This window comes from Rhodococcus sp. NPDC056960 (genome assembly GCF_042674125.1).
Classification (GTDB): domain Bacteria; phylum Actinomycetota; class Actinomycetes; order Mycobacteriales; family Mycobacteriaceae; genus Rhodococcus_F.
Genome location: NZ_JBHURF010000010.1, coordinates 229,427 through 255,328, shown reverse-complemented (window position 1 = coordinate 255,328; position 25,902 = coordinate 229,427). Strand labels below are relative to the sequence as shown.

At 68.6% G+C, this 25,902-nt stretch carries 21 protein-coding genes; 13 read left to right on the top strand and 8 right to left on the bottom strand.

The features are described from left to right. Window positions 1–7 precede the first annotated feature (7 nt). Both ACFTWF_RS18250 and ACFTWF_RS18245 read right to left on the bottom strand, forming a co-directional pair. Window positions 8–3,280 carry an arabinosyltransferase domain-containing protein gene (locus tag ACFTWF_RS18250; protein ID WP_378462594.1) on the bottom strand — a complete coding sequence of 1,091 codons (3,273 nt, stop codon included), beginning with the start codon at window positions 3,278–3,280 and terminating at the stop codon, window positions 8–10. 324 nt (window positions 3,281–3,604) lie between these two features. Beyond that, window positions 3,605–4,240, bottom strand: a complete 636-nt coding sequence (locus ACFTWF_RS18245) for a DUF4232 domain-containing protein (RefSeq protein WP_378462593.1) — start codon at window positions 4,238–4,240, stop codon at window positions 3,605–3,607. Window positions 4,241–4,398: 158 nt separating this feature from the next. On the opposite strand from ACFTWF_RS18245, the gene ACFTWF_RS18240 reads away from it, so the two are divergent. Together ACFTWF_RS18240 and ACFTWF_RS18235 are read left to right on the top strand one after the other, a co-directional pair. Continuing rightward, window positions 4,399–5,823, top strand: coding sequence for an aldehyde dehydrogenase family protein (locus ACFTWF_RS18240; protein WP_378462592.1), 1,425 nt, complete (start codon window positions 4,399–4,401; stop codon window positions 5,821–5,823). Between the two features lie 160 nt (window positions 5,824–5,983). Beyond that, window positions 5,984–6,781 (top strand): SDR family NAD(P)-dependent oxidoreductase, encoded by a 798-nt coding sequence (locus ACFTWF_RS18235; RefSeq protein ID WP_378462591.1) that lies wholly within the window; start codon window positions 5,984–5,986, stop codon window positions 6,779–6,781. Here the strand turns inward: ACFTWF_RS18235 and ACFTWF_RS18230 are convergent. The 3 genes from ACFTWF_RS18230 to ACFTWF_RS18220 all read right to left on the bottom strand — a co-directional run bounded on the left by ACFTWF_RS18230 (window position 6,775) and on the right by ACFTWF_RS18220 (window position 10,600). Continuing rightward, window positions 6,775–8,127, bottom strand: coding sequence for a flavin monoamine oxidase family protein (locus tag ACFTWF_RS18230; protein WP_378462590.1), 1,353 nt, complete (start codon window positions 8,125–8,127; stop codon window positions 6,775–6,777). The two genes, ACFTWF_RS18235 and ACFTWF_RS18230, sit on opposite strands and share 7 nt — an antisense overlap. Before the next feature lie 102 nt (window positions 8,128–8,229). Then, window positions 8,230–9,300 carry an LLM class flavin-dependent oxidoreductase gene (locus ACFTWF_RS18225; RefSeq protein ID WP_378462589.1) on the bottom strand — a complete coding sequence of 357 codons (1,071 nt, stop codon included), beginning with the start codon at window positions 9,298–9,300 and terminating at the stop codon, window positions 8,230–8,232. 1 nt (window position 9,301) lies between these two features. Beyond that, complete coding sequence (locus ACFTWF_RS18220; protein ID WP_378462588.1) at window positions 9,302–10,600, bottom strand: O-acetylhomoserine aminocarboxypropyltransferase/cysteine synthase family protein; 1,299 nt, start codon at window positions 10,598–10,600, stop codon at window positions 9,302–9,304. Between the two features lie 208 nt (window positions 10,601–10,808). On the opposite strand from ACFTWF_RS18220, the gene ACFTWF_RS18215 reads away from it, so the two are divergent. From ACFTWF_RS18215 to ACFTWF_RS18170, 10 genes are all read left to right on the top strand, one after another. Continuing rightward, window positions 10,809–11,507, top strand: a complete 699-nt coding sequence (locus ACFTWF_RS18215) for an alpha/beta hydrolase (RefSeq protein ID WP_378462587.1) — start codon at window positions 10,809–10,811, stop codon at window positions 11,505–11,507. Between the two features lie 46 nt (window positions 11,508–11,553). Continuing rightward, window positions 11,554–12,918: an aminotransferase class I/II-fold pyridoxal phosphate-dependent enzyme gene (locus ACFTWF_RS18210; RefSeq protein WP_378462586.1), complete on the top strand. Its 1,365-nt coding sequence runs from the start codon at window positions 11,554–11,556 to the stop codon at window positions 12,916–12,918. 150 nt (window positions 12,919–13,068) lie between these two features. Beyond that, on the top strand, window positions 13,069–14,460 hold the full coding sequence (locus ACFTWF_RS18205; RefSeq protein WP_378462585.1) for an LLM class flavin-dependent oxidoreductase: 1,392 nt from the start codon (window positions 13,069–13,071) through the stop codon (window positions 14,458–14,460). A 35-nt stretch (window positions 14,461–14,495) separates the two neighbouring features. Next, entirely contained in the window at window positions 14,496–16,019 is a 1,524-nt protein-coding gene (locus ACFTWF_RS18200) for an ABC transporter substrate-binding protein (RefSeq protein ID WP_378462584.1), read from the top strand. Continuing rightward, window positions 16,016–17,041 carry an ABC transporter permease gene (locus ACFTWF_RS18195; protein ID WP_378462583.1) on the top strand — a complete coding sequence of 342 codons (1,026 nt, stop codon included), beginning with the start codon at window positions 16,016–16,018 and terminating at the stop codon, window positions 17,039–17,041. The genes ACFTWF_RS18200 and ACFTWF_RS18195 overlap by 4 nt, the downstream gene beginning before the upstream one ends. Before the next feature lie 6 nt (window positions 17,042–17,047). After that, complete coding sequence (locus ACFTWF_RS18190; RefSeq protein ID WP_378462582.1) at window positions 17,048–17,905, top strand: ABC transporter permease; 858 nt, start codon at window positions 17,048–17,050, stop codon at window positions 17,903–17,905. Continuing rightward, complete coding sequence (locus ACFTWF_RS18185; protein WP_378462581.1) at window positions 17,895–18,761, top strand: ABC transporter ATP-binding protein; 867 nt, start codon at window positions 17,895–17,897, stop codon at window positions 18,759–18,761. Before ACFTWF_RS18190 ends, ACFTWF_RS18185 begins: the two co-directional genes overlap by 11 nt. After that, window positions 18,754–19,581, top strand: a complete 828-nt coding sequence (locus tag ACFTWF_RS18180; RefSeq protein ID WP_378462580.1) for an ABC transporter ATP-binding protein — start codon at window positions 18,754–18,756, stop codon at window positions 19,579–19,581. The genes ACFTWF_RS18185 and ACFTWF_RS18180 overlap by 8 nt, the downstream gene beginning before the upstream one ends. Window positions 19,582–19,652: 71 nt before the next feature. Continuing rightward, window positions 19,653–20,162, top strand: coding sequence for an NADPH-dependent FMN reductase (locus ACFTWF_RS18175; protein ID WP_378462579.1), 510 nt, complete (start codon window positions 19,653–19,655; stop codon window positions 20,160–20,162). Then, window positions 20,159–20,659 carry a flavin reductase family protein gene (locus ACFTWF_RS18170; protein ID WP_378462578.1) on the top strand — a complete coding sequence of 167 codons (501 nt, stop codon included), beginning with the start codon at window positions 20,159–20,161 and terminating at the stop codon, window positions 20,657–20,659. The genes ACFTWF_RS18175 and ACFTWF_RS18170 overlap by 4 nt, the downstream gene beginning before the upstream one ends. A gap of 56 nt (window positions 20,660–20,715) precedes the next feature. Here the strand turns inward: ACFTWF_RS18170 and ACFTWF_RS18165 are convergent, their stop codons facing one another. Further along, window positions 20,716–21,543 (bottom strand): alpha/beta fold hydrolase, encoded by an 828-nt coding sequence (locus ACFTWF_RS18165; RefSeq protein ID WP_378462577.1) that lies wholly within the window; start codon window positions 21,541–21,543, stop codon window positions 20,716–20,718. 245 nt (window positions 21,544–21,788) lie between these two features. Between ACFTWF_RS18165 and ACFTWF_RS18160 the strand changes: the two genes are divergently transcribed. After that, window positions 21,789–22,376, top strand: a complete 588-nt coding sequence (locus ACFTWF_RS18160; RefSeq protein ID WP_378462576.1) for a C40 family peptidase — start codon at window positions 21,789–21,791, stop codon at window positions 22,374–22,376. 71 nt (window positions 22,377–22,447) lie between these two features. On the opposite strand, the gene ACFTWF_RS18155 is transcribed toward ACFTWF_RS18160, so the two are convergent. Next, window positions 22,448–24,037: a GMC family oxidoreductase gene (locus ACFTWF_RS18155; protein WP_378462575.1), complete on the bottom strand. Its 1,590-nt coding sequence runs from the start codon at window positions 24,035–24,037 to the stop codon at window positions 22,448–22,450. A 47-nt stretch (window positions 24,038–24,084) separates the two neighbouring features. Then, on the bottom strand, window positions 24,085–25,779 hold the full coding sequence (locus ACFTWF_RS18150) for an aldehyde dehydrogenase family protein (protein WP_378462641.1): 1,695 nt from the start codon (window positions 25,777–25,779) through the stop codon (window positions 24,085–24,087). Window positions 25,780–25,902: the final 123 nt, after the last annotated feature.

Genomic DNA, 25,902 nt, shown 5'->3' with positions numbered 1-25,902 from the left:
TCGACCCTCAGTAGGCGGTGATGATCGGCGCCGGATTCCACAGACCCGAACGCTGCGTCCGGGTGGTGTCGATCTCCGCGGCCGTCGCGCCGGCGTCGAGGGGGGAGTACTGCTCCACGCCGCCCCAGTCGCGGTCCCAGTCGTCCTTCAGATACGAAGGGATGGTGCGGCTCGCCCGCGTCATCTCGATCCAGCCGAGCGGCCCGCCGCCGTACCGGTCCTGCCACAGGCTGGTCATGATCGCGCCGGGGCGGTCCGGGAGGATCCGGTACTCGGGGACCTCCGCGACGCCCACACGGTGATCGAACGGTCGCTGGCACGGAAACGCAAGGCCCACAGCCCAGTCGATCATCACGGGCGCGTCCGATCCGATCACGTCGTTCAACGTCTGCGTCCGTGGAACCCGCGGCGGTGTCACCGCCAGCCACTGCTGCGGATCGCTGTCCGAGTCCGAGGTCACCAGTCGGATGACATTCGTATCCTGCGGCAGGGAATCGAGCGGGACGCGCAGATTCCGCCACGACGGCGCCGGGCCGATGTCGATCGGCGTCACACGCCCGGCCGCCGCGACCGTGCCGTCCGGTTGGGCGGTGCCGTACTCCACCTCGAGATTCTGGCCGTAGGTGACGACGCCGTCCGCGTCGACGGAGCGGATGCGACCCGCGGCGGCGATGGAGATGATGTCGCCCGCCCCGGTGTCCGAGTCGGCGTCCGGCAGCCGGTACCAGCCGGTGGTCAGTGCCGCGTCGCCGTCACTGCCGTCGCTGCCGAGGACCGGGGTGCGCGACGGGTCGAGTCCGAACGGCAGGGCGACGGCGCTGCCGTTCACGCCCACCGCGCCGGCGCCGCCGCCGGTACCTGCCGCGTTGCTGGACGCCGTCTGCGCGGTGTTGTCGGTCTTGACGGAGTTGGCGACACCGGCATCCGACGATTCCTCGTCGGCGCTCAGATCACCGGCGACGCCGTTCGGGGTGAAGCCGACGGTGCCGGTGCCCGCGAGCGTGGTCGCCGCGTCACCGGACAGCGGTTGCAGGAGCGACGCGTTGGGATCCGTTTCGAGCAGGACGTCGTTGGCGAGACCGCACGGCGCGCCGGTGACGGCGTCGACGTTGGAGCGGGCCAGGGAGAACGCGGGGTACTGCGCGACCGCGCCCTTCGCCATCGACAGCACCTCGAACAGGACCATCGCGGCGGCCGCCACGGTCAGCGGCGGGATCGCCCACAGCCGTCCCGGCGGCGCCGATTCGGCCCCTCGGTAGGGTTCGCGGAAGTAGCACCACGCCGCGATCAGCAGCATCAGCAGCGTGGCGCCGAGCAGGATCGTGCCCGCGCCCAGACCGGCGATCGACACCGGTTTGTCCCACCACGGAACGCTGTAACTGGACACGTACCACCACCCGTTGGTGCTGGTGAAACACATCGCGAGGAGGAACAGGACGGCGGCCGCGAACAGGGCGCGGTTGCGCGGCGAGCGCACCACGCCGGTACTCACCGCGACGCACGCCAGCACCGCCAGCGACCCCGCGAGGCCCGCGTAGATGCCGAAGTGGTGCGTCCACTTGGTGGGCGTGAACATCATCAGCGCCATCGCGGCCAGCGTGATGCCGAGAAGCCGCCGTGACGGTCCCACCGCGGTCCCGGGGATCCGGCCGCCCTTGCGCAGCATCACGAGAATCGTCACCGCCAGGGACAACACCATGACGAACACACCGAACCGCCGCGACAGCGAACCGTCCACCGAGATGTTCAGCAGGTACTGATAGCGGAGGTATTCGTCGAACCACGGCACGTTCGGTCCGATGGCATGCACGTGCTGCATCTCCAGCACCGCGGCGAGGGTCTGGTCCGCGAATACCGCCACCAGGATCACGGTCCCCGATGCGACGAGCGGCGCCAGCAACGCCAGGTAGCCCACCGTCTTGGCCCGCGCGATCACGATCTGCAGGATCGGCCGCGCACCTGCGACGAGGGCGCCGAAGCAGATCAACCCGGACGGACCCGCGGTCAGCGTGGCCGCACCGACGAGGATTGCCACGGCAGCGGGCAGCAGTCGCCGGGTCGCGACGGCGCGTTCCACCGAACACCACGTGAGCAGGACGCCCACCGCGACGATCGGTTCGGGCCGCAGACCGTTGTTGTAGGGGAGCCAGAACGCGAGGAACACCAGGCCACCCGTCCACAGCGCGAGCCGGTTTCCCCGGACGGCGGCGCCGAGTCGCGGCGCCACCTCACGGCTGATCACCAGCCACGCGACGATGCCGGCGAGCAGCGCGGGCAGTCGCACGAACGGGCTGGCCGGTGTGATGTTCGCCAGCACGGCGAGGACGTCGTAATAGGGAGACCCGAACGGCGCCTCCGGGACGCCGTACCAGCGGAAGTAGTTGGCCATGTATCCGGCCACCTCGGACGTGCGGGCCATGTTGAACTGATAGCCGTCGTCGGAGGTGGAGGCGCCGATGAAGTGCCACAGCACCAGCGTGCCGAGGACGACGGCGTCGACCGCCCCGAACGACCACCAGCGGGTGGGCAGGAATCGTCGTGCCCGGCGGCCGTCCACGTTGTCGAGGCGGTGCAGCGCCAGAAGCGCGAGAATCGTCGCGAGTGCGCCCACGACCATCGCCACGAGTTTGATCGTCGACGGCGTGGACGAGAACCGGCTGTCGATCTGCGCGGTCACCTGCAGTCCATCGGGCGCCGGCCCGTCGAGATCACTGAAGATGCCCACCATCTGCGGACGGAGGTCGGCGGCGACGACGGTCGGTGGGTCCTGGCCGGCCGCGACGAACCCGGCGGCCGTGTGCGTGGAGTCCGACGACACCGCGAGCGTGCAGCCGGCGGGTAGCTCGGTCAGCGGCGACGACAGGATCACCTGGTTCCGAAGCAACACCTCGACACCTGCGGGTCCGTCCGGGGTCGCCGAATTCACCTTGACGACCAGTCCGTACTTCCCGGCGTCGGCGGCCCCGGCGGGCGCGGTGGAGGTCAGGATCCCGCCGCGGTCGGCGAGCCCACCGACCGCCGAGCAGGGGATCCGGACGTCGAGGCTCAGCGGCGCATAGGAGACGAGCGGTGCCTCGACGCTTCCGGTGCTGCCGTTCTGCGGCCAGCTGAGGGTCGCGCTGTCCTGCTCGACCGGAAGGAACGGGAGCGACAACGTGAGCAGCACTCCGACGACGGAGGCGATGACGGCGAGAAGGCGGGCGGAGCGGACCGACTGGCGACGGTGAGACGACTGGGGCGGGGTCCCGATCGGCGACTCGTCCGAGTCGTCTCTGGACACATTCGCCGATTCCAGCCTGCTGTCAGTCACGACGTCGGATAGTACCCATCCGCGCAGATGGTTAGCGAAGGCAAGGAACAGGCCTGGTCGCGGGGGCTAGCGGTCCCGGCGGGTTACAGAGCGAGGTGTTTCAGGATCCGCGACCGGCGTTCCGCGCGGGTCAGAAGGTGATGGTGGTGGTGCCGCGGACCGCGGCGATGCCGAACCTCGGAATGGACTTCGCGGATGATCTCGAACATGCCTCCGCCTTCCTTCGACGCGAGCCGTAATCCGACGGTAGGTCGCGGCTGGGTGACCCGATTCACCCGGCGCGGGTGAACCAGGTCACCCCGTGACCGGCTGCACGGACAATTGCTGGACGCCGGTCTGCGCACATCCGGTGGTGGGGTAGGGAAGGAACACCGACCCCGTGTCGTTCGGTGGGTACACCCTGAACCCGGCGACGGCGGTGGGTCCGCACGTCTCGGCCGGATAGTTCTGCACCACCGTCGCGCGCACCGCGGCGGTGGCCCGCGCGCCGGGTGCCACCGTCACCGGATTCTCCGCCCCGCCGTCCCGGGCCGCCGCGGTCCCGACCTGCGGGCCGTCCGGTGCCGCCACATACGAGACCCCGGGATACCCGTGGAGGACGCACGTGCGGCTGCTCGTGTTGGTGAACACGATCGGAATCTCCTGCGACCCGGCCGCCCCGCTCGACTCGCCGAGCGTCACCTGTAACTCGCCGATCAGGCAGCCGTCGGGGTGCGGTGCGGTGGTCTCGGTCGACGACGACGCGGATGCAGATGCAGATGTGGAGGGAGTGCCGGTGATCGTGGTGGGCGCCGACGTCGTCGGAGCGGGGCCGCCGGGTGACGGCTCGGCGGTCCCCGACTCGTCCGTCGACCCGCACGCCGAGGCGGTGAGCACGGCGGCGATCCCGAGTGCTCCGAGAAGGGTGCGTGCCGGTGAAGGTGTGCGCATGGATCACTCCTCCTGCTGGACGTGCGGCCTACGTCGATGGTCCGCGATCGGCGTCGTCCCGGCATGTGGTTCCGCGAGATCGCAATCACCCCGTGCCGGGCGACCGCGGTCGTAGGCTGCGGGTCGCAGGGGGTCCGCTTTCTACCGGAGGGTGACCGATGAGCGAAGTTCTGGACCGCACCACGATCTACATCGACGGATCCTGGGTCGAGTCGCAGGGAACGGGCCGTATCGACGTGGTGAACCCGGCCACCGAGGACGTCATCGCGGTGGTGGCCGAGGGCACCGCCGACGACGTCGACCGGGCCGCGAAGGCCGCGCGGGCGGCGTTCCCCGCCTGGTCGGCGTTCAGTGGCACGGAACGGGGCGAGTACCTCCGGAAGGCGGCCGCCCTGATCCAGGAGAGGCTCGACGACTTCACCGCGCTGGTGTCCCGCGACATGGGGATGCCGCTCGGATTCGCGAAGCCGATCCAGATCGGCATGCCTCTCGCGAACCTCGCCGCCTTCGCCGAACTGGCCGCCACCTACGACTTCGACGCCCACGAGGTCGGCAATTCGCTCATCGTGCGCGAGCCGATCGGCGTGGTCGGCGCCATCACCCCGTGGAACTTCCCGCTGCACCAGGTGGTGCTCAAGGTCGGCGGCGCACTGGCCGCCGGCTGCACCGTGGTGCTCAAGCCCACCGAGGTGGCGCCGCTCGCCACGTACGCGCTCGCCGACATCTTCGACGAAATCGGGCTGCCCGCAGGCGTGTTCAACCTCGTCAGCGGGTTCGGACCCGTCGTGGGCGAGGCGATCGCCGGCCACCCCGAAGTGGACATGGTCTCGTTCACCGGCTCCACCCGCGCGGGCAAGAGGGTCGCGGTGGTCGCCGCCGAGACGGTGAAGAAGGTGGCGCTCGAGCTCGGCGGCAAGTCGGCCAACGTCATCCTCGACGATGCCGACCTGACGAAGGCCATCACCGATGGCGTCGCCAAGTGCTTCCTTAACTCCGGCCAGACCTGCTCGGCGCTCACCCGGATGCTCGTCCCCTCCGACAAGGTCGACGAGGCCGCCGTCATCGCGGCGCAGGTCGCGCAGAACTACTCCGTCGGCGACCCGACCGCCGCCACGTCGATGCTCGGCCCGTTGGTCAACTCGAACCAGCTGAAGCGGGTCCGCGGCTACATCGAACAGGGCATCGCGGAGGGTGCCCGCCCGGTCCTCGACGGCCGGGAGACCGGCCAGGACACCGGCTACTTCGTCGGCCCCACCGTATTCTCCGGTGTCACAGAGGACATGACCATCGCCAAGGAGGAGATCTTCGGCCCCGTCCTGTCGATCATCGGGTACCGGGACGAGGACGACGCGGTGCGGATCGCCAACGCGACGGAATACGGGCTCGCCGCCGGCGTCTGGTCCGGTGACCAGGATCGCGCCGACCGCGTCGCGCGGCAGCTGCGCGCCGGGCAGGTCGAGGTGAACGGTGGGGCGTTCAACACCAACGCCCCCTTCGGCGGATACAAGCAGTCGGGCATCGGCCGTGAGGCGGGCGTCCTCGGGTTCGAGGAGTTCCTGGAGATCAAGTCGATCCAGCAGTAGGCGGCTTCGCCGCCCGTGCGCCTTTCTGGTTGTTCCAGCTACCAAAAAGGCGCACGGGTGTGGAGCGCAATTGGCCTCACACTGAACCGAATCCGTGACTCCCGGCGGTCCCGTACCTACCCTCGGAGCGGGGGACGGGCAGCAGGAAGAGGAGAAAGACATGGATCTCGGTCTGGGCGGCAAGCGGGCGATCGTCACCGGCGGCAGTCGCGGCATCGGGCTGGCGATCGCGCGCAGTCTCGCGTCGGAGGGCGCCGACGTGGTCCTCGCGGCCAGGAGCGTCGAGGCGCTGGAACTGGCGGCGAAGACGCTGGCGCAGGAGACCGGGCGGCGGGTGATCGGGATTCCCACCGACACCGGCGACGACAACTCGGTGCGCGCCCTCGTGCAGCGGACGGTGGACGAATTCGGCGGCGTCGACATTCTCGTGAACGCCGCGGCCACACCGTGGAGCGCGGGCAAGCCCAGCGATTTCGCGTCCACCACCGACGACGCGGTGCGCGAAGAACTCGAGATCAAGGTGCTCGGCTATCTGCGGACCGCTCGCGCGGTGGCGCCGCACCTGGTGGAGCAGGGGTGGGGTCGGATCGTCAACATCAGCGGACTCGGTGCACGCCAGGCCAACTCCATCGCGCAGACCGTGCGGAACGTCGGTGTGTCGGCGCTGACGAAGAATCTCGCGGACGAACTCGGACCGCACGGCGTCAACGTCACCGTGGTGCATCCGGGACTGACGCGCACGGAACGCCTCGTCGACCGCCTGGCGAAGCAGGCCGAGGACGAGGGGGTGCCGGTGGCCGAACTGGAGTCGCGGCTGGCCACCAACTCGATCCACCGGTTGATCGACGCGAGCGAGGTCGCGGACGTCGTCACGTTCCTGGCGTCACCGCGCAGTGTCGCCATCACCGGCGACGCGGTGGCCGTCGGCGGGGGCGCTCCGGGAGCCGTCTATTACTGAGAGGTGACTTCCCGGGCGGCGCGCTCCCCGGAGCGGACGGCACCGTCGACCCAGCCGCACATCACTGACGAACTCTCCGTGCCGGCCCAGTGAATGCGGCCGCAGGGCTCGCGGAGGGTGTGGCCGAACTGGGTGAGCACACCCGTCGGCGCATGACTGAGCATGCCGCCGCCGGAGTAGCGCTCGACGCTCCAGTTCTGCTCGATGTAGTCGACGGGGGAGGCCGCCTTGCTTCCGAACCTGGCGGTCAATTCCCCGAGTACCGCCGACTTCCGCTCCGCCGCCGACAGTTTCCCCATCCTGCGGGCGACCGGACCCTCGACGATCACGCACAGCACACCGGGACGTCCCGTGTCCGTGCTGGCGTCGATGGTGATGGTGGCGGGGGATTCCAGTGCCGCCGACTGTCCCGACAATCCGTCGGCGCGCCAGAAGGGTTCGTCGTAGACGACGGCGATCTTGCTGACGGCGCCGCTCGGCATCCGCTGGTGTAGGAACGACCGGTCCATCGGAAGCCGGGGTTCGTAGAGGATGTGGCTCGCGATCGCGAGGGGTACCGCGACGATCGCTCTGCGGGCCCGCACCGCCATGTCCGCCGAGCGGACGGTCACGCCGTCGTCGTCCTGCTCGATGTCCCGGACGGGCTGCGACAGATGCAATGAGTCGCCGATCTCGGCGGCCATCGGACGGTACACGGCGCCCATTCCGCCGACCGGCCGGGCGTCCTCGGCCGCATCCTTCACGCCGAGAACGAAACTCGGACCTCCGCCGGATGCCATCTGGTACAGGACGAACAACATCGACACCTCCGACGCCGCGGAGGTGTAGCAGCCGGCGATGGCGGTCTCGAGAAGGTCGTGGGCGGGCTTGGACGCGGTGTTGTCGCTGAGCCATTTCGCGAGGCTGATCGAGTCCCACTTGGCGGCCTTCTTCGCCTCCCACGGTGCGTCCAGGGGGATTGTCTTGCACATCTCACCGAGTTCGACGAAGACGGCACCGAGGTTCGCGGCGGCCCAGGGACTCATCGTCCACGGGATGGTGCCCTTGTACCGGTACTGCTTGCCGCCGACGACCATCATCGCTTCGCCGTCGGTGTACTGCTTGTAGCTCTTGACGCCGAATTCGTCCATCAGGGCGTAGATCCGGTCCTGCCCCGGGCCGATCCACGCGCCACCGCGATCGATCCACGAGCCGTCGTCGCGGTCCTCGGTGAACGTGCGCCCGCCGATCCTGTTCCGCGCCTCCAGCAGCGCGACCGATTGTCCGGCCTGTTTCACGCGCAGCGCCGCCGTCAGCCCTGCGAAACCTGCGCCGACGACGCAACAGTCGACCTCGATGTCTGCCATGACACATCCCCTCGCGCTCGTCCGGGAACGAAACTGCTGCGCACAGAATGTATCCATCCTGACGCGCGGCGACCGATGCGGTCAAGAGCCCGTGAGTACTTGTTAACCGCCCGCGGTTAACAAGTACTCACGGGTGGGGACGAGGGGAAACACCTGCTCGGCGATGCGTTCGAGTTCCTCGTGGGCGGGGGAGCACTGGATGAGCAACAGGGTGAGGCCGGCGTCCTGGTAGGCGCGGATCTTCTCGGCGACCTGTTCCGGGGTGCCTACGAGGTCGGGCCGCAGTCCGCGGGTGCCGACCGAGTATTCGCGCCGCGACAGTTCGACGTCCAGTTCGGAGTTCCGCACGAACTCCTCGAACGAGGCGTAGCCGGGCGAGCGGGGATCGACGGTGGTGATGCGGTCGAGTTCGGCGCGGGCCTCGGCTTCGGTGTCGCGCACGATGACGTACGTGGACATGCCGAATTCGGCCATGTCCCGCTGGTGGATTCGCTGCGACCGCGCGTTCATGTCCGCGATCTTCGTGCGCACCTCGTCGACGGTGCCGCCGTGCAGGACGTACGAGTCGGCGAAGGTCGCGATGGACTCGCGGCCGCTCTCGCTCTCACCGCCCGCGAAGACCGGGGGGTGGATTCCGGGTTTCGGCGACAGGACCGAGTCGCGCACGGTGAAGTGCTCACCCTCGTAGCTGAACGGGGTGTGTTCCCACAGCCCGCGGAGGACGTCGACGAATTCGGTGGCCTGCCGGTACCGCTCGTCGTGCCGGGTGAAGGCGCCGCCGTACTGCCGCGCCTCCTCCTCCCACCATGCGGCGACGACGTTGAGCGCGAACCGCGCGGCACCGGCATCGGTCGTTCCGGCGATGTCGGTGATCGTCGCGGATTCCTTCGCGGTGACCGCGGGCAGGTGGAATCCAGGGCGCACCGCGGTCATCACCCGAAGCTGTTCGGTGACCGCGAGAATTGCCGACGACAGCGACCACGCCTCGAGGCTGGGCGCGTCGACGCCCTTGCGGTCGTTGAGATACAGCTCGGGCACGAGGGTGGTGTGATAGCCGAGCCGGTCGGCCAGTTGCGAGAGCTTCTTGACGTAATCCCAGGTGGCCGGCATTCCCTCGTCGCCGAGGTTGCGCAGGAAGCCGCCGTAGATGGGCGTCCAGTAACCGAAGTGCATGTCATTCCTCCGTGATGGCGTCGAGCGACGCACGCAGATCGTCGACGAGGTCGTCCAGGTTCTCCAGCCCGATCGACAGCCGGACGGTGCGGTAGCCGAATCCGGCGTCGCGGAGTTGCGCGTCGTCGAGATGGCTGTGCGTGGTGGTCGCCGGGTGCACGACCAGCGAACGGGCGTCGCCGATGTTGGCGACGATGGCGAACAGTTGCAGCGAGTCGACGAACTTCGCCACCCGCGCGTCGTCGACGGCGAGATCGAAGGAGAACACCGAACCGGCGCCCCGGGGCAGGTACCGCTGGGCGGCATCGTGCCACCGATTGTCCGGCAGGCCGGGGTAATTCACCCGGGCGACCGCGGGATGACCGTCGAGGAACCGTGCGATCGCCAGCGCCGAGGCGACCTGCCGTTCCAGCCGCAGGTCCAGTGTCTCGAGACCCTGAAGCAGCTGAAACGAATTGAACGGCGACAGCGCGGGACCGAGGTCGTGGACGATCTTCGTCTTCGCGTAGACCAGGTAGGCGCTCCGGTCGCGACCGAACTCCTCCCACAGCACGAGGTCGCCGATCCGCGGGTAGGGCTCGGTGAACTGGGTCCACCGCTGCGGTTCCGCGCCGAAGTCGAACGTGCCGAGGTCCACGATCACGCCGCCGAGCGACGTGCCGTGCCCGCCGATGAACTTGGTGGCCGAATACACGGCGATGTCGGCGCCGAAGTCCCTCGGCCGGAGCAGGTACGGGGTGGCGACCGTGTTGTCGACGATCAGCGGGACGCCTGCCTCGTGCGCGATGTCGGCCACCGCCCGGACGTCGAGGACGGAGGCGACGGGGTTACCGATCGTCTCGGCGAAGAACGCCCGGGTCTCGGGTCGCGCCGCCGCCCGCCAGCCGTCGAGGTCGTCCTGATCGACGAGCGTGACCTCGATCCCGAAGTCCGCGAAGGTGTCGGTGAGAAGATCGACCGTCCCCCCGTACAACTGCCGTGCCGCGACGATGTGCTGCCCCGACTTGGCGAGGGTGAGGAGAGCGACCGCGACGGCGGATTGTCCGGACCCGGTGGCCAGTGCGGCGACACCGCCGTCGAGGTCGGCGAGGCGCTGCTCGAACACGGCCTGCGTGGGGTTCCCGGTGCGGCTGTACAGGTTCCCCTTCCGCCGCAGGGAAAAGATGTCCCGCGCCTGGTCGAAGCTGCCGAAGTCGTAGGCAACCGATTGGTAGATCGGGGGGATCGCGGTGTTCTGCGCAGTTCCGGGTTGATAGCCGGTGCGGACCTGCCGGGTCGCGAACCCTGTGGTCTCGGGCATCGGTGTGCCTGTCCCTTCGTCGATACGTCTGAGTCGATATGTCTGGCCGAATGGCAGAGCAAAACGAATATGTTCGGAACAAAACACGAAGTGCGCCGAGAAGACACGTGTTTTGTTCTGCTCGAGCTTTAGTCTTGTTCCACCTCGCGTGGGTGGGTCAGGGTGACGCAGTCAATTCCTGCGAACTAGCACCCGAATGAGGTAATCAGTGGACATCGACTGGCTGGAACCCGAAGCGACCACACGAGGCTCGGTGATCGTCATCGCCGGCCGCGGCGAGCGGGCTTCCGTGTACCGCCGGTTCGCCCGCCGGATCGCGTTCGACGGGTACCGCGTCGCGGTGGTGGAGAACGATCCCGCGGCGGTCGGCCGGGTGATCGCCGATGCCGATGCCGAACTCCCGATCGTCGTGGCCGGGTCGGACAGTGGTGCGCTGACCGCCCTCGACGTCGCCGCCGGACACCCGGCCGTCGCCGGGGTGGTGGCCGCCGGACTTCTGGTCGCGGGTGCCGACACCTTCTCGGGAGAGTGGGACGGCGAACTCGAGGTTCGCTCCGCCTGCCCGGTGCATCGCGGCGTACTCTCCTCGGCCGACGCACTCGACCGGGGGACGCTCGGCGGCGAAACGCCGGTGGCGACGGCGAACTCGCTGGTCCACGTGCGGGTCCCCGTTCTCGTCGTGCACGGAGGCGCCGACGTCCTGAGCCCGGCAGCGGACGTGCGCGCCGTCGCCTCCGCGTTGCCCGACGCTCGGGTCGTGATCGTTCGCGACGGACTCCACGACATCCTCAACGACGTGTCCCACCGGTCGGTTGCCGCCGAGATCGTGCAGTTCCTCGAGCGACTCCGCCTGCCCGGCACGCCGGACATCCTTCTCCGCGAACCGGCGGGCGCACTCGTGCAGTGACCCGGCCGGCCGGGGCGGGTAGCGGTTGTCGATCGAAGGGGCGGAGATGTCAGCGGTGCTGGAGTCGGAGACGATCTCTCCGAAGTGGTTGCTCGAACGGGTGGAGGGACGCACCGGGGAACTGGCCGATGCCGTCGCGGACCTCATCCGGTCGGGGGACCTCAGCCCCGGCGACCGTCTGCCGACGGTCCGTGCGCTCGCGAAATCGACGGATCTCAGCGTCGGTGCGATCGTCAGCGCCTGGGGCCGGCTGCAGGACCAGGGGTTCGTGCAGACCCGCCGGCGCGGCGGCACCGTCGTACTTCCGCCCCTCGACAGCGTGCCCGAGCGCGGCATCCCCGACTGGCGTGGCGTGGACCTGGCGCAGAATGCCCCCGATCTGGCACTGCAGCCGTCGCTGTCCGACGCCTTGCTGTCGAGTCTGGACGCGGAGACGCTCAATGTGTTCGGCCGGGAACTGATGACCGAGCGGTTGCGGAATGCCGTCGCTCCGGGGTGGCCGTTCGAACCGGAGGCGTGGGCGACGGCGGGCGGCGGCACGGAGGCGTTGCTGCTGGCGGTGGAGGCCGCAGCGCCGCCCGGATCGATCGTGGCCGTCGACGAACCCCTCGGCCCCGGTGTTCTCGATACCCTCCGCGATCTGGGGCTGGTGGCGATCGGCGTCGGCGCGGATCGCGACGGTCCCCGGCCGGACGCTCTCGATGCGGCCCTGACGGCCGGCGCGGTGGCCTTCGTGTTCCAGCCCGGTGCGCCGTTCGCGGTGCATCATGCGGTCAGCCCAAGGCGCACACGTGAACTCGCCGACGTGCTGCGACGGCATCCGGCGGCGTGGGTCGTCGAGGACGACTCGATCGGCCCGCTCGAACCCGGACAGCCCCCGACCGTCGGTGGCGAACTGCCGCTGCGCGTGGTCCGGATCCGCAGCTACTGCAAGGCATATGGGATCGACGTGCGAACCTCCGTGCTCGGCGGGTCGCGTGAACTGATCGAGAAGGCGATGAAGGTGCGCAGTCACGGAGTCGGCTCGAACAGCCGCATCCTGCAGAACACCCTCGCCCACCTGGTCGGCAGCGCCGACGCCGAACAGGCGGTCACCGCCGCGCACGACCGCTACGCCACCCGGCGCGCGTCGCTGCTGGCGGCCCTGACCGGCCGCGGCATCGATGCGTACGCCGGCCCGCACAGTCTGGTCGTGTGGGTCGCGGTGTCGGACGAGACCGCGGCGCTCGTCGCGTTGGCGCGGCAGGGGATCTCGGTGGGGGCGGGCTCCCGCTCGTTCGTCGAGACACCGGCGCAGCCGCTGCTGCGTCTGTCGGCCACGCAGCTCCCGGACGACGCGGAGCGGATCGGGCAGCTCGCCGACGTGGTCGCGTCGGCGGTCGCGGAGTCGTCGCGGGAGTTCTTCGACTGATCGGACTTTGTTCGACAGCGTTGCGGGACATACGAAATATGTTTTGAAACATCGAGAATTTAATACTCTGCACGCGGCAATTTGCTCCATACACTTCAACGCGGCGTGCCGAGGCAGGTGCCTGACGGCGGACGACGAAGGAGCGACATCATGACGAGACGGCAACTGAAACTGGGTGCTGTCCTCACGCCCACCGGTGGGCCGGGGCACCCGTACACCTGGCTGGACCCGGAGATCGACGGTGACGCGAGCGTCGACATCGACTGGTACATCCGCTACGCGCGTCTGGCCGAGCAGGCGAAGTTCGACCTCGTGTTCATCGTCGACAGCCAGTTCATCACCCCCGACTCACCCCCGCACTACCTCAACCGGCTCGAGCCGCTGACGCTGCTGTCCGCGCTCGCGGTGGCCACCGAGCACATCGGCCTCGTCGGCACGCTGACCACGTCGTTCAACCAGCCGTTCAACCTCGCGCGGCGGTTCGCGTCCCTCGACCTGATCAGCCGCGGCCGCGCCGGGTGGAACGTGGTCACCAGCGGCGACTCGGGGACGGCCGGAAACTACGGCCTCGAGGAGCATTACGATTACGCCACCCGCTACGGCCGGGCCCTCGAGCACGTCGAGGTCGTCAAGGCGCTGTGGGACTCCTACGAGGACGACGCGTTTCCGCGCGACCGCGAGGCCCGCCGCTTCCTCGACGCGGACAAGCTGCACACGCTCGATCACCGGGGTGAGCACTTCTCGGTGGTGGGACCGCTCAACATCGAACGGTCGCGGCAGGGGCAGCCGGTGATCTTCCAGGCGGGCGACTCCGACCAGGGCCGTGACCTCGGGGCGCGGATCGCCGACGGAATCTTCACGCACGCGCCCACTTTCGAGGCCGGCGCCGCGTTCTACGCGGACATCAAGTCCCGGGCCGCCGCCCAGGGGCGCGATCCGGAGGACATCGTGATCCTGCCCGGGGTGACGGTCACGGTGGGCGACACCGACGCCGACGCGCGGGAGATCGAACGGGCAACGCAGCTCGCGGACAACGACTTCGGCAAGTCGCTCCGCGAATTGGGCCGTCCCTTCGGCTGGCACGACTTCCGGCAGTACGACCTCGACGCACCGTTCCCCACCGAGGCGCTGAAGGACGCCGAGCGGAGCTTCTACACGCAGGCGAAGAAGATCGCGGACCTCGCTGCCGACCGGGGGCTGACCCTGCGGCAGACGGTCGAGGCGCTGAGCGCACCGAAGACGTCGCCGTTCACCGGCAGCGCCGAGACCGTCGCGAACGAACTGCAGCGCTGGCTCGACGGCCGCGCCCTCGACGGCATCAACATCCACATCGGTCACCCCGCCCAGTTCCGTCGCTTCGTCGACGAGGTGCTGCCGATCCTGCGTGAGCGCGGGGTCGTCCGGGAGGACTACGAGCAGAACACGCTGCGCGGCAACCTCGGCCTGCCGTTCGCGGAGAACCGCTACACCCGGGCACGACGCGACGGGATCGACCCCACCCCGCTGCCCGGCACCACCGCATCGCTGTCCGCGAGCGTCTGAATCACCACCCCCCATTGCATGGTCAGGAGCACCCAGTGAGCAAGAAGAGCCGGCGGATCGCCGGCGCCGTCATACTCGGAGTGATCGTCGGGCTCGTCGCCACCGCGTGCGGCGGTAGCAGCAGCTCGGACGGCGCCGAGGTCAAGTGGGCGTTCAACCTCCCCACGTCGTGGGATCCGGTGACGAGCCGGACCGGAAACGACATCAACACGATCAGCCTCGCGTACGCGTCGCTGACCCGGCTCGACGCGGAGGGCAACGTCGAGCCGTCGCTCGCCGAGAGCTGGAAGTACAACGCCGACGGAACCGCGGTGACGTTCACGCTGCGGGACGGACTCACGTTCTCCGACGGAACCACCCTCGACTCCCAGGCCGTGAAGGCGTTCTTCGACCGCGGCAAGACACAGGACGATTCGTTCCTGCGCGATCAGCTCGCCGGCGTCACCGACGTCACGGCAGACAGCGCCACCGACGTCACACTGCACCTGGCCGACGCCGACTACCAGATCCCGTACCTGGTGGCCGGGCGCACCGGCGCGATCGCCAGCCCCACCGCGGCGGCCGATCCGCAGAAGCTCAGCGTGTGGCCGGTCGGGGCGGGACCGTTCACGATCACCGATTTCGTCGCCGAGGACCACGCGTACTTCGAGAAGAACCCGAACTACTGGGACGCCGACAACATCCACATCGACCACTTCGAGCTCAGCGTCGCACCGGATCCGGCCACGCTCGTCGCCGGCGTCCAGTCCGGTTCCATCGACTTCGCGACGCTGCCCGCCCTGCAGTCCAAGGAAGCCGAGGCCGCCGGTCTCGACGTCACCGTCAAGCCGTCGCTGGCCGCGAACGACGTGTCGATCAACCTCAACAAGGCCCCGTTCGACAACCCGAAGGTCGTCGAGGCGTTCCGTTACGCATTCGACCGTCAGGCGTTCGTCGACGTCGTCACGAACGGTCTGGGGAGCACGACGAGCCAGCCGTTCCCCGACGGGTACCTCGCCTTCAACCCGGAGATCGAGAAGATCTGGAACTATGACCCCGACAAGGCTTCTCGCCTCCTCGCCGAGGCGGGCTACGCGCCCGGACAGCTGTCGATCGAGATCACCGCGCAGTCGGCGGCCACCAACCGGGCGGAGCTGGTGCAGTCGCAGCTGAAGAAGATCGGCGTCGAGTCCACCATCAAGGTGGTCCCGCCGGGATCGTCGACGTGGCAGAGCGAGGTCTACCTCGCGAAGAACCCGCAGCTGGCGACGGACGGCACCATCGGACGTGAATCCCCGGTGCAGAACCTGCTCGCCGTCTACGGTCCGGAAGGCATCATGAACCTCAGCGGCCCGCACGCGTCGCCGGAGTTCACCGCCGCACTCGACGCCGTCCGCCGCACGCCCCTCGAGGACCCGGAGTACAAGCCGCGGTTGTGGCAGGTCGTCAAGGTCGGTGTCGAGCAGTCGCCGACGAACTACCTCTTCAGCAACCCGTGGATCATCGTGTCCAACCCGGATCTGAAGAACCTGAACATCCTGCCGTCCCAGGTTCGGTGGGAAGGCGTCACGGTCTCGTGACGACCGCAGACGTCCAGGCCGCAGGCACCGGGAGAACATTCGCTCTCCCGGTGCCTGCGGGTGCACTCGGCACGGCGGCGCGGGTCGTGCTGAGCACCGTGCTGATCGTGGTCCCGGTGTTCCTGTTCTCCACCCTGATCACCTTCCTGCTCGGAGCGGCCAGCGGACTCGACCCGGCCGCCGGGATCGCCGGCGACGCCGCGACACCCGAGACCATCGCCCGCATCGACGCCGAATTCGGTCTGGACAAGCCGATCTGGCAGCAGTACCTCGACTGGATGTCGAGCATGCTGAGCGGCAACCTCGGCGTCTCGTGGTTCAGCAAGATCCCGGTCAGCGAGTTGATCGGCGAGCGGCTCGCCGTCAGCGCCTCCATCGCGGGGGTGGCTCTGGTCATCGGACTCGTCCTCGGTGTCGGACTCGGGGTGCTCGCCGCCGTCTACAAGGGCAGCCCGCTCGACCGGGCGATCACCGCCTACACGTCGGTGGCCTCGACGTTGCCGCCGTTCGTCATCTCGATCGGACTGATCCTCGTCCTCAGCGTGGGGTTGCACTGGCTGCCGTCGGCCGGGTACGTTCCGCCGGACCAGAACTTCGGCCGCTGGCTGTCGCTGATCATCATGCCCGCCATCGCGTTGAGCATGGACGTCGTCGCCGACATCGCGCGGCAACTGCGCACCGGGCTGGTCGCGGAACTGGATCAGAACTACGTCACCGGCGCCGTGGTGCGCGGCATCAGCCCGTCACGAATTCTGTTCGTGCACACACTGCGGAACGGCAGCGGTCCCGCGCTGTCGATCCTGGGCATGAAGATCCCCACCCTCATCGGCGGCGCCGTCGTCATGGAGACCATGTTCTCCATGCCCGGCTTCGGTCGCCTCGCCGCCGACTCCGCACTGCGCGGAGACGTGCCCATCGTCCAGGGGGCGCTCGTCGTGGCGATCGTGTTCGTGCTGTTCTGCAACATCGTCGTCAACATCGCGCAGAGCGTCTTGCAGCCGGCAACCAAGCGGAGAGACTGACATCCCATGCTCACAGCAATCCTGCGCTATCACTCCGCTCGCGCCGCGGTCATCGTCCTCGGGCTGATCGTGGTGCTCGCGGTCTTCGGGCCCGCGCTCGCCCCGTTCGACCCGCTCGAACAGGACACGGCCGCAATCCTGCAGGGTCCGAGCGGAACTCACTGGCTCGGGACGGATAACGTCGGACGGGACGTGTTCAGCCGGCTGCTGGCGGGATCGACCGTGTCGGTGCTGTCCGCGCTGCAGTGCGTCGTCGTCGGATTCCTCCTCGGCGTGATCCCGGGCTTCCTGTCGGTGTACCTCGGGCGCGGAGTGGAGTGGTTCACGCTGCGGCTGATGGATGCGCTCATCACGCTGCCGTTCCTCGTCTTCGCCGTCGCGATGACCGCGCTGCTCGGAAACGGGCTCGCACAGGCGATGTTCGCCGTCGGTATCCTCATCGCACCCGCCTTCTACCGAGTCACGCGCGCCGCGGCACTGACCGTCGCCAACTCCCAGTACGTCGAGGCAGCAGAATTGATGGGGGCCGACACGTCCTGGATCATCCGCCGCCACGCGGTACGCAAGGTGCTGCCGGCGGTCGGGGTGACGTTCGCGGCGATGACCGGGGCCAGCCTCGTCATCGTGTCGTCGCTGACGTTCCTCGGGATCGGCGTCGTGCCGCCGGACCCGACGTGGGGCGGGCTGCTCGCCAGCGGATTGCAGTACCTCTACCAGGTTCCCTTCGGCCCCGTCGTGCCCGCGCTGTTGATCGTCGCGACCGTGTGGGCCCTCAACGCCATCGCCGACGCGCTGCGCGACGCGACCGGCCGACCCCGACGACACGCCCCGAGAAAGCAGGAGGTCACTTCGGATGTCCATTGACACTTTGGATGCCACGACGGCAGCCGGAACCGCGGTCCCCCGCAGGCCGGTGCTCACCGTCAGCGATCTGCGCATCGCACTGGGCGACGGAACCGAACTGGTGCACGGCGTCGACTTCTCCCTCGCGCGCGGCGAAGCCCTCGGCATCGTCGGCGAATCGGGAAGCGGGAAGTCGCTGACCTGCCGTGCCATTCTCGGGATCCTGCCCCACGGACTCGACGTCACCGCCGGCTCGATCGACTTCGACGGCGTCGAACTCACCGACCTCGGGCGCAAACAGTGGCGACCCCTGCGGGGAACCCGCATCTCCGCGGTGTTCCAGGACCCGGCGTCCTACCTGAACCCGTCCATCCGCGTCGGGGAACAACTCGCCGAGGCCCTCCGGTCCACACTCGGGCTGTCCCGCGCGGACGCGAAACGTCGCGGCGTCGAACTGTTCCTCAAGATGGGACTGAACGACGCCGGCACCGTGTACCGCCAGTACCCGCACGAACTGTCCGGGGGAATGCTGCAACGGGTGCTCATCGCGATCGCGGTGTCCGCGGAACCCGAACTCCTCATCGCCGACGAGGCGACCACCGCCCTGGACGTCACCGTTCAGGCCGAGGTGCTCGACCTCCTCGAGGACCTCCGCGACGAACTGGGCCTCGCACTCGTCCTCGTCTCGCACGACCTCGCGGTGGTGGCCCAGGTCTGCGACAGCGTGATCGTGATGCGGGACGGCGCCGTCGTCGAATCCGGGCGTGCGGACCACCTGCTGACCGCGCCCCGGCACGAATACACCCGCCAACTCGTCGACAACCATCGGGAGTACGGGCTCGAGTCGTACATCGGAAAGGAAACGGCCCGTGTCTGAGTCGTTGCTGCGCATGACCGATGTCCGGGTGGAACGTGGGCAGCGCGGCGCCCGCAGGCAGATCCTGCACGGTATCGCCCTGACCGTCGATGCCGGCGAGAAGGTGGGGCTGATCGGCGAAAGCGGCTCCGGGAAAACGACACTGGCCCGGACGATTCTCGGTCTCATCACTCCGACGTCCGGGTCGATCGAGATCCGCGGGCAGCGAGTCGACGACCTGTCCGCGGCGCAGCGCAGGGCACACCGGCGCACCGGGACCGTGCAGTACGTGTTCCAGGATCCGCTGCTGAGCCTCGACCCGGACATTCCGGTGGGCGAGTCGATCGCCGAGGGGCTGCTCGTGCGGGGCGGAGTCGACCGCGGGGTCGTACGGTCGCGGGTCGCGGCGGTCCTCGGCAGTGTCGGACTCGACGCCGACATCGCGGTGCGGCTTCCCGCCGAGTTGTCGGGTGGGCAGCGTCAGCGGATCGCGATCGCGAGAGCACTGGTCCTCGATCCGGCGCTGTTGCTGCTCGACGAGCCGGTCAGCGCCCTCGACTCGGTCAACCGCATCCAGATCCTGAAACTGCTCACCGAGCTCGGGCACTCGCGGCAACTCGCTCAGCTGTTCATCTCACACGACCTGGGGGCGGTCGCGGCGCTGGTCGACCGGATCGTCGTGCTCTACCGCGGCAACATCGTCGAGGACGGTCCGACCCACCAGGTGATCTCCGATCCGCAGCACCCCTACACCGCGCTCCTCGTCGGATCGGCACCCACGTTGAGCGGCGGGGCGGTGACCCGGGAGCGGCGCCGGGAGTTGAGGCTCCGCCTCCCGTGAGTACTTGTTAACCCCGGGCGGTTAACAAGTACTCACGGGTGCCGAAGGCACACTGGAAAGGTGATGAAGCGATGAAGGTAACGGTTGTGGCGGGCAATCCCAAGCCCGGTTCGAGGACGCTGGACGCGGCCGGTCTGGTAGCGGCCGCGGTGGCGGGCGCCGCCGTGGATTCGACGGTCGACGTGATCGAGCTCGGGGCCGGTCTGCTCGGGTGGGGTGACGAGAAGGTCGCGACGGCGGTGGACACGGTGGCGTCGTCGGATCTCGTCGTCTTCGCCAGCCCCACGTTCAAGGCGTCGTACACGGGCGTGCTGAAACTGTTCCTCGACCAGTTCGCCACCGGCGACGGGCTGAAGGACGTCGTGGTGGTGCCGCTGATGCTCGGCGCGGGCCCGGCCCACGCCATGGCACCCGACCTGCTGCTCAAGCCCGTGCTCGTCGAACTCGGCGCGACGGCCCCGGCCCCCGGCCTCTATCTGATCGACACCACCTACACCACCGACACCCGCATCGCCGACTACGCCCAGCGGTGGGGTGCGATCCTCACCGCGGCGGCCCGGACCAGGACGGAACATTCATGACACAGGCTGACGGCACGTTGGACCAGACCTCGCTTCGGGAGGCATTCGGACATTTCCCGAGCGGCGTCGTCGCCGTCTGCGCCGAAGTCGACGGTGAGCGCATCGGGATGGCGGCGAGCACGTTCGTCCCCGTGTCCCTCGAGCCGCCGCTGGTCGCGTTCTGCGTGCAGAACACGTCCACGACGTGGCCGAAGCTCGCGGACCTGAAGCACGTCGGGATCAGCGTGCTCGGTGAGGCGCACGACGCGGCCGCCCGGGTTCTCGCCGCCAAGACCGGTGACCGGTTCGCGGGGCTCGACACCGAGACCACCGACGGCGGCGCACTGTTCATCGACGGCGCGTCGGTGTGGCTCGACACCACCGTCACCCAGCAGGTACCCGCCGGCGATCACGCCATCGTGGTCCTGCGGATCAACGAGCTGAGGGTGCAGTCCGAGATCGAACCGATCGTCTTCCACCGCAGCCGGTTCCGCTGGCTGCGTACCGTCGCGTCCTAGCAGAGGCGGCTCCGCCGCCCGTGCGTGGCTAGGGAGTCTCTGGAATCGCTACCCACTCACGGGGTGTGGAGGGCCCGGCGCACGGTATCGGCGAAGGTCGCGGAGTCGTGGATCAGCCACCCGTGGCCGCCGGTGACGGTGAGGACGGGCGGATTGCGCAGCGCCTTCCGCAGCGATTCGAAGCTGGCGAGGGGAATCATCCGGTCGCCACGACCCCAGACGAGGGACACCGGGAGTCCACGGTCGGCGAGGACGCCGAGTTCGTGGCGCAGGTCTGCCCGTCTCGCCAGGTGCGCGATGCGCCAGACCGCGCCCGGATCCCGCACCGTGTTGGGCAGGAAACCGTTGAACAGCGACGCCGCCGTGTGGGCGAGGGAGCGGATCGACAACGCCTCACCCAGCATCGACGCACCCCAGTCCCACAGCGGTCGCTCGTGAATGGGCCGGGTTCCCCAGCCGTTGGGCGACCACGCGCCGCCGCCCACGGAGTTGACGAGTACCAGGCGTGCGACCCGGTCCGGAAGGTCGTGGGCGGCCTGAATGGCGACGCCTCCGCCGAAGGAGTGGCCGACGAGCGTGACCGGTTCGTCGATTCCCTCGTCGTCGAGGAACCGTCCCAGCCAGGCCGCGTAGCCGGCGAAGTTCCGGGACTCGGGTGGATGGTCCGGGGTTCCGCCGAACCCGGGAAGCGTCGGGGTGAGGACGCGATGCCCCTGCTGGGCGAGCATCGACAGGCTGCGGCCGTACACCCGCGGGGTGAGTCCCCATCCGTGGAGGAAGACGACCGGCGAACCGTGCCCGACGACGGTGAGCGCCGGGACGTCCGCGCCGGCGGGTTCCCCGAAGATCTCGGGTTCTGAGTTCTGGGTGAGTGACACGCACACAGCGTGGACGACGGGTATGCCGTCGGGAACGGGCCGAATTGCCCGAAGGCATACCTGTTTCTCACGTTTGATGACTGACCGGTCGGTTCGATACCCGATCGTTATATACCTGGATTGCGAAAACGGGTATGTGTATGGGCCATTCGGCCGTTGTCCGCTGAGTCCGTAACCGAGATGTTATCTAACGTCTCGTCCGAAGGGCACGGATGCCGCCGGACATCGAATGAATCGAAGGACTCACCTCAATGGCCAAGCATAGATTGCGTCGGGGCAATCGTCTGCAGTTTTCGACCGGCGGTCTTCTGATCGCCGTCGGTGTGGGAGCGGGAGCGTTCATGCTTCCTGCTGCTCCCGCTGCAGCGGAGCCGATCACGATCCCAGGGATTGGGACGTTCGAGGTACCGGGTGTACCGCCGGTCCCACCAGTGCCGTCGGTACCGAACCCGGGACCCCTCCCGGGACCGCCGCCCGCGCCGCCGGCGATGCCGTCCACCCACGGTGCCCAGGCTCTCGCGGCCGCAGAGTCTAAGCTCGGCTCGCCCTACGTCTGGGGTGCGACCGGTCCGAATGCCTTCGACTGCTCGGGTCTCGTGCAATGGGCGTACAAGCAGGCGGGTGTCTCGCTGCCACGCACCACCTACGACCAGGTGAACGGTGGAACGCCCGTGGACAAGGGAAGCCTCCAGCCCGGCGACCTCGTCCTGTTCAACGGAGCCGAACACGTCGGGCTCTACGCCGGTAACGGCACGGTCGTCCACGCGCCGACCGCCGGACAGCCGGTGAAGGAGGCGCCGCTCGACTCGATGCCGTTCTACGCGGCGCGCCGGTACTGAGGCGGCTTCGCCACCCGTGCGCCTTTCTGGTAGCCAGCGCTACCAAAAAGGCGCACGGGGCGCGGAGCGCCCTACGAGTTCCGGATCAGATCCGAAGCCCGCTCGCCGATGAGGACGCAGGGTGCGTGGGTGTGCCCGCGGATGATGGCGGGCATGATCGACGCGTCCGCGACCCTCAGGTTGTCGACCCCGCGCACTTTCAGGTCGGGGGTGACGACGCTGGCGTCGTCGGTGCCCATGCGGCACGTTCCGACCGGGTGATAGAGCGTGTGCGCGTTCTCCTCCAGCGCGCGTTCGAGAATCTCGTCGGGCGGCGTGCTCGGCTCGACGGCCGGCCGAATCAGGTTGCCGAGCTTCGACTTCAGTGCCGGCGCCGACGCGAAGGCGTCGCACTGCCGCAGCCCCTCGATCATCGCCCGCCGGTCCACCCCGTCGCTGTCGCTCAGGTAGCGGGGATCGATGATCGGTTTGGCGAGGGGATCGGCCGACTGCAGTGAGATCTCCCCGTTGCTCAGCGGTTTGAGGAGGATGGTGCCGAGAACCGCGGCGTGGCTGGTCGCCGGGATGAGTCCCTCGTCGAAGAACGGCGCGGGGCCGAAGATCATCTCCAGATCGGGCAGTGTCAGATCGTCCCGACTGCGGGTGAAGCCGTACGCCTCACCGACATTCGAGGTGAGCATGCCCCGGCGTCGGGTCAGGTAGTTGAGCAGTTCGGGGATCTTCTCCGCCGCATACAGCGAGTCCGAGTCGACGCTGTAGCCGAGGAACGACACCAGGTGATCGAGCAGGTTCTTCCCGACCTCCGGCCGGTGCTGCTGCACCGCGATGCCATGCCGCCGCAGTTGCTGTTCGTCGCCGATGCCCGACAGCATGAGGAGTTGCGGGGTGTTGATCGCCCCGCCCGACAAGGTCACTTCCTTCGCGGCGCGCACCGTGTGCCGGGCGCCGTCCTTCTCGTATTCGACGCCGACCGCGGCGGAGCCCTCGAAGAGGACGCGGGTGGCCTGGGCGCCGGTGACGACGGTCAGGTTCTTCCGTTTGAGGGCGGGCCGGAGGTAGGCGTCGGCGGTGCTCCACCGGGCTCCCCGCTTCTGCGTGACCATGGTCTGCGAGAAGCCCTCGGGCCGGTTCGTGTTCGCTCGCTCGACGGGGTACCCGACCTCTCCCGCCGCGTCGAGGAACGACCCGGTGAGCGCCCGGGGGCTCCGCTGGCGCGAGACGACGATCGGACCGCCGGTTCCGCTGTCGCCGGCGGCCGCGTCCTGCACGTTCTCGATGCGGCGGAAGTATTTGACCACTTCCTTGAACGACCAGGAGTCGTCGGTGAGTTCGGCCCATTCGTCGTAGTCGGCAGCGAATCCGCGCACCCACATCATGGCGTTCATCGACGACGAGCCGCCGAGCATCTTGCCGCGCGGCCAGTAGATCTTGCGGCCGCCGAGCCCGGGTTGCGGCTCCGTCAGGTAGTCCCAATCCGACTCGCTGCGGAACAGTTTCGAGAATGCCGCGGGAATATGCGCGAACTTGTCCTTGTCCTCACCTCCGGCCTCGAGGACGACGACCTGGCTGCCGGAGTCGGCGCTGAGCCGATCGGCGAGTACCGCGCCTGCCGAACCCGACCCCACGATCACGTAGTCGGCCACTGACAGTTCCTGATTCATCGGTCATCTCCACTTCGACGGGGTGAGGGATCGGGGACGCACTGCCCTCATCCGCGCAGCGCGGACGCGAAGATCGCCGGGAGCCGGGTCCACGAGGGTGCACCGGCAAATCCTGTCAGCAATCGGCCCGTCGTGGCAGCGGTTCGGTTGGTGACGAACCACGGGGGCTTGGGGGAGATGGACATCTCGCGGTTGAGGATCGACCGCGGCGACGGACGGAACGGGCCGCGGACGACGGTGCGCTCGGGCCGGTCGATGAGCAGCGCGTTGTGGACCACGCCGATGCCGCTCTGGACGTCGTTCAGGGTGTGCCCGGGGAAGGCGCCCCACGTGGCGGTCGCGGTGAGGTACCCGACGCCGGTCCACGCATTGACCGCGATGGTCCCGTACCGCAGGCTCTCGAGCAGCGAGTCGAATTCGGCGCCCATCGCCTGGATGGTCTTCGGTGCGGCGACGATGTTGACGCCGAGGGTGCCGATGAAGTCCTCGTTCACGAGGTCGGCGGCGTGTGCCGCGAACGCGGAGCCGCCGTGCGGCAGGTCGATCACACCGAGCACCGGTGCGAAGTATTCGGTCTGCAGCAGAGGCGTGTAGTCGCCGGGTTCGAGATCGGTGACCAGGATGCGCCCGCCGTTCCGGCCGAGGTGCGCCGCGGTGGGGAACGAGGCGGTGGCGCCGGCGACCCGGGCGTCGCTGCCGGGGTAGTACGCGGCGCGTTCCGGCGCCCGGTCCAGTGCCTCCCGCAGCGCCGCCACGAATTCGTCGCGCTGCTTCCACTCGGCCGACACGACGACGGCCTGCGCGGCGACGCAGTTGTAACCGCCGTTGTGGAGTCGTTGCGTCGCAATGTGTTCGGCCTGGAACTTGATGTCGGCGCTGCTCCATTCACCGGGCAGGACGATGGTGGGGGAGACGCCACCGAGTTCGCTGGAGATGGCCTTGGCGAGAATGGGCTCGTTCGCCGTCTTGCGACGCGCCCCCTCGTCGCCGGTCCCGAACACGATCGCGTCGTGGGTGAGGGCGCTGCCGGTCATGTGCACGTGGTCGACGAGGTCGTGGTGCACCAGATATGTCCCGATCTCGGCGCCGCCGGTGAGCAACCGGACCGCTCCGATGGCGACGAGTGGTTCCAGGACGCGCGTCAGGACGGGCAGCAGGCGGTCGGTGACGGGATTGAGCTTGAGGGCGACGACGCGGTTGTGCGCGAACAGTTCGTACAGGGTGTCGAGTGGGGCGATCGAGGTGATGTTGCCGGCGCCCAGCACCACGCCGATGCCCTGGGTCCGCGACGGGTCGCGCTGGGCGAGGCCGGCGTCGCGCTGTGCCGTCGCACGATCGATTCCCGGTTGCAGCCACACGTCCGCGCTGAATCCGCTGAGGAGCAGCTTGTCGAAGATGTTCAGGGGCAGCACCTTGACGGTGGTGCGACCTCCGGGTGCCGTGCCGAACGCGGCACCCTCCAGGGGACTGTGCCCCGATTCGAGTTTCGCGAGGCTGGCGGACAGCGCCGCGGTGCCGGTGGCCAGCGGATACGGTCCGGACATCCACTCCTCGCCGACCAGCGGCGACTTCGGGTCCAGGCCCTTGATCGCGACCGCGGCGTCGACCCAGTCGTCCGCGTGCTGCACGGTGAGGTCGTGCACCTGGTCGAGTAGCTTGCGGCGGTCGGCGAGGGAGAGGCCGGCCCACGTCTTCTCGCCCTCGGACAAGGCGGCGAGGGCCGCGTCGACGTCCGGGTACAGCGAGGTGGCGTCGGGGGTGTTGGAGGTGGCCTCGGGTTCTGTAGTGCTCACGGTGGACAGCTCCGCTCGGGTCGAATGCAGGTAGGACTGCGCCACGGAACGAGACGAACACTGTGGCGTAGA

What these genes read in the sequence shown, in the direction of transcription:
- ACFTWF_RS18245 (WP_378462593.1), bottom strand. Translation starts at nt 4,240, where the DNA reads ATGCGCACACCTTCACCGGCACGCACCCTTCTCGGAGCACTCGGGATC.
- ACFTWF_RS18240 (WP_378462592.1), top strand. Translation starts at nt 4,399, where the DNA reads ATGAGCGAAGTTCTGGACCGCACCACGATCTACATCGACGGATCCTGG.
- ACFTWF_RS18235 (WP_378462591.1), top strand. Translation starts at nt 5,984, where the DNA reads ATGGATCTCGGTCTGGGCGGCAAGCGGGCGATCGTCACCGGCGGCAGT.
- ACFTWF_RS18230 (WP_378462590.1), bottom strand. Translation starts at nt 8,127, where the DNA reads ATGGCAGACATCGAGGTCGACTGTTGCGTCGTCGGCGCAGGTTTCGCA.
- ACFTWF_RS18225 (WP_378462589.1), bottom strand. Translation starts at nt 9,300, where the DNA reads ATGCACTTCGGTTACTGGACGCCCATCTACGGCGGCTTCCTGCGCAAC.
- ACFTWF_RS18220 (WP_378462588.1), bottom strand. Translation starts at nt 10,600, where the DNA reads ATGCCCGAGACCACAGGGTTCGCGACCCGGCAGGTCCGCACCGGCTAT.
- ACFTWF_RS18210 (WP_378462586.1), top strand. Translation starts at nt 11,554, where the DNA reads ATGTCAGCGGTGCTGGAGTCGGAGACGATCTCTCCGAAGTGGTTGCTC.
- ACFTWF_RS18205 (WP_378462585.1), top strand. Translation starts at nt 13,069, where the DNA reads ATGACGAGACGGCAACTGAAACTGGGTGCTGTCCTCACGCCCACCGGT.
- ACFTWF_RS18190 (WP_378462582.1), top strand. Translation starts at nt 17,048, where the DNA reads ATGCTCACAGCAATCCTGCGCTATCACTCCGCTCGCGCCGCGGTCATC.
- ACFTWF_RS18185 (WP_378462581.1), top strand. Translation starts at nt 17,895, where the DNA reads ATGTCCATTGACACTTTGGATGCCACGACGGCAGCCGGAACCGCGGTC.
- ACFTWF_RS18175 (WP_378462579.1), top strand. Translation starts at nt 19,653, where the DNA reads ATGAAGGTAACGGTTGTGGCGGGCAATCCCAAGCCCGGTTCGAGGACG.
- ACFTWF_RS18170 (WP_378462578.1), top strand. Translation starts at nt 20,159, where the DNA reads ATGACACAGGCTGACGGCACGTTGGACCAGACCTCGCTTCGGGAGGCA.
- ACFTWF_RS18160 (WP_378462576.1), top strand. Translation starts at nt 21,789, where the DNA reads ATGGCCAAGCATAGATTGCGTCGGGGCAATCGTCTGCAGTTTTCGACC.
- ACFTWF_RS18155 (WP_378462575.1), bottom strand. Translation starts at nt 24,037, where the DNA reads ATGAATCAGGAACTGTCAGTGGCCGACTACGTGATCGTGGGGTCGGGT.